Annotated in this window: 4 protein-coding genes and 1 pseudogene; 4 read left to right on the top strand and 1 reads right to left on the bottom strand. The window is 74.0% G+C overall.

The annotated features are described in order from the left end of the window. Nucleotides 1–136: 136 nt before the first annotated feature. Nucleotides 137–682, top strand: a complete 546-nt coding sequence (locus AC061S_RS44275) for a P-loop NTPase family protein (RefSeq protein ID WP_478691549.1) — start codon at nt 137–139, stop codon at nt 680–682. Here the strand turns inward: AC061S_RS44275 and AC061S_RS44270 are convergent. Next, nucleotides 649–1026, bottom strand: coding sequence for a hypothetical protein (locus tag AC061S_RS44270; protein WP_478691548.1), 378 nt, complete (start codon nt 1024–1026; stop codon nt 649–651). The two genes, AC061S_RS44275 and AC061S_RS44270, sit on opposite strands and share 34 nt — an antisense overlap. 122 nt (nt 1027–1148) lie before the next feature. Between AC061S_RS44270 and AC061S_RS44265 the strand changes: the two genes are divergently transcribed. The 3 genes and pseudogenes from AC061S_RS44265 to AC061S_RS44255 form a co-directional block, all read left to right on the top strand. Beyond that, complete coding sequence (locus AC061S_RS44265; protein WP_478691547.1) at nt 1149–1619, top strand: hypothetical protein; 471 nt, start codon at nt 1149–1151, stop codon at nt 1617–1619. Between the two features lie 55 nt (nt 1620–1674). Beyond that, complete coding sequence (locus AC061S_RS44260) at nt 1675–2058, top strand: S26 family signal peptidase (RefSeq protein ID WP_478691546.1); 384 nt, start codon at nt 1675–1677, stop codon at nt 2056–2058. A 217-nt stretch (nt 2059–2275) separates the two neighbouring features. Continuing rightward, nucleotides 2276–2415 (top strand): annotated as a pseudogene (locus AC061S_RS44255) (IS701 family transposase); the annotation flags it as partial.

The following is a 2415-nucleotide window of genomic DNA, read 5'->3' as shown; positions in this document are numbered from 1 at the left end:
CGTCGTGCGACGACGTAACCAGCCCTCCAACACAGCACGCTGGGCATCGGTCACCGACAACGGCGGAATCTTCGGACCCGGACGACTCATACCGAACTAACGCCAAACCTAAGACTCAGGTCACTAGGCTCCGCTGATGCAACGCGTACTCGTGGTCGGCATCAGCGGAGCCGGCAAGTCGACCCTGGCCCGGGAGTTGGGACGGCTGCTCGCGCTGCCGTACCACGAGATGGACGGGCTGCACTTCTCCGGGCCGGGGTGGGCCGTCAGCCCGTCCTACGTCGCGGACCTGGCGGGGATCGCGGAGGGCGACCGGTGGATCCTCGACTCCCACGGACCCGAGGCCGCGCGCGAGCTCCTGTGGCGGCGGGCCGACACCGTGGTGTGGCTGGACCAGCCTCGCCGTACGGTCATGCGCCGGGTGCTGGTGCGGTCGCTGCGCCGGAGCCTGCTGCGGGAGCGGCTGTTCGGCGGCAACCGGGAGCGGTGGCGGGAGTGGCTGCTCGCCGACCATCCCGCGTGGTGGGCCTGGTCCCGGTACGGGTCCCGGCGTGCGGAGATCGGCGGGCTGGCCGGCGACGCGCGGTTCGCTCCGCTGCGGGTGGTGCGGCTGCGCTCCCCGAAGACCGCCGAAGCCTGGCTGCGGTCTCAGCGACCGGCCGGGCGGCCGCCCGTCACGTAGGCACGACCCCGTGCGGCACCCCGTACGGCACCCCGTACGGCACCCCGAACCGTTCCGCGCCGGGCCGTGCGCAGCCGGCGCATCGTGGCGTGCCCGCGACGGCGCCACTCCGCCCGCGGCAGACCGGCGCGCTGGCCGCCACCGGTGATCAGGGCGTTGACCGGTGCGTGCGGGTCGGCGGCGAGCCCCTTGGCCACCAGGACCCCGATCACGAGCGGGACCAGGGCCACGGCGAGCGCCGAGCCGGCGGTGGTCACGTGCTGCTGCATGCGCGGGCGGCTCGCGCTGGGCGCGATGGCAGTGGCATTGGCAGTGGCCGCAGCGGTGCCGGTCTCGAAGGTCATGCCCCCATTCGATCAGCGGGAGCGGTCCCGGGAATCGGGCCGGATACTCAGGCCGTTGGGTGTGAGGTACTCAGAAGCGGACCGGACGGGCCCGCACGGACCGGACGAGGGGACAGCCTTACGTGAACACACCCGGGCACGGCTTCGAACCGGCGAGCGGCGACGGCCCCGCGCCCTCCGGGGCGGGGCGGGCGGCGGAACTCGGTACCGCCTACGAAGGCCTGTTGCAGATCCGGCGGCTCGTCAACGGCCCGTCGGGCGCCGGAGTTCCCTCCCCGTGGGAACTCCGGCTGATGCCGCGCGCGGTGGCCCTCGTACTGGAGGCGGCGGGCCTGCCGCCGTCGGCGCGGGATCCGCAGGACCCCGGCGGGCCGCGCATCCGGACCGGGTACCGGGTGGGGCCCGCCGCGTCCGGGGAGGGCCGGGTCGAGGTGACCTGGCTCGGCCCGCCGGGCGGCGGCGCGGCCGAGGAGGAGCAGGAACGGTTGACGGCCTGCGCGTCCGCGCTCGAACGGCTCGGCTGGGTCTGCCTGCTGTACCGCGGCCCCCGCCGCCGCCGTTTCCTGGAGGTCGAGCCGCCGCCGGCTCCCTGAGGCCGCCGCCGAAATCCGGTACCCCCGCGGCACGGCACCGGGGCACACTCGCCCGATGGGAATGCTCGACGTCCAGGCAGACCGTGTCCGCGCGGGCGCGACGGTGGAGTTCCGGCCCACCGGCACGTCCATGGTCCCGCTCGTCCACAGCCGGCAGCGCGTCCGCGTCGCCCCGGCCGACCCGTGCCTGCTGGAACCCGGCGATATCGTGCTGGCCCGGGTGTCCGGCACGGTGTACCTGCACCTCGTCACGGCCGTGGACGCCCCGCGCCGCCGGGTCCAGATCTCCAACAACCGGGGCCGCGTCAACGGCTGGACCGGCCACGACCGGGTCTTCGGCATCTGCCTCGCGGTGGACGACGTCCCCCGCCCCGGCGCGGCGGGCAAGGTACGCGCGGCCGGCCCGCCGGAGGCACCCGGCACGCGCGGGCCGGGCTAGGTCGTCTCTTTCGGATCTTGCCGGTCAGGCCCGCGTCGTCCGGTGCCGTGCCTCGTCGCGCTGCCGGGGCTTCCGCGTACTGGACGTACTCGGGTGCCCCGGCAGTGCGGCGAGGTGCGGTGCTGGGCGGCGCGGGCCAGGCAAGATCCGAAAGAGACGGCCTAGTAGGGCTTTGTTAGCTGGGTCTTGTCACGTCGGGTGTGCGGTAGTTCGCTGGTTGTATGAGGGCTGGGAGCTTGCTGCGTTTCGGGTCCGGTTGGAGGAGTTCGCCTCCGAGGTGTTCGCGCCGTTGGTGCGGCGGGACCAGCGCGAGAAGGGCTTGCTCTATCTGCGGGGCCTGTTGCTGGACGGCCGGCG

The sequence above is a fragment of the Streptomyces sp. CA189 genome (genome assembly GCF_056428985.1).
Note: the sequence above shows the minus strand (reverse complement) of the source record. Positions and strands in the feature narration are given on the sequence as shown.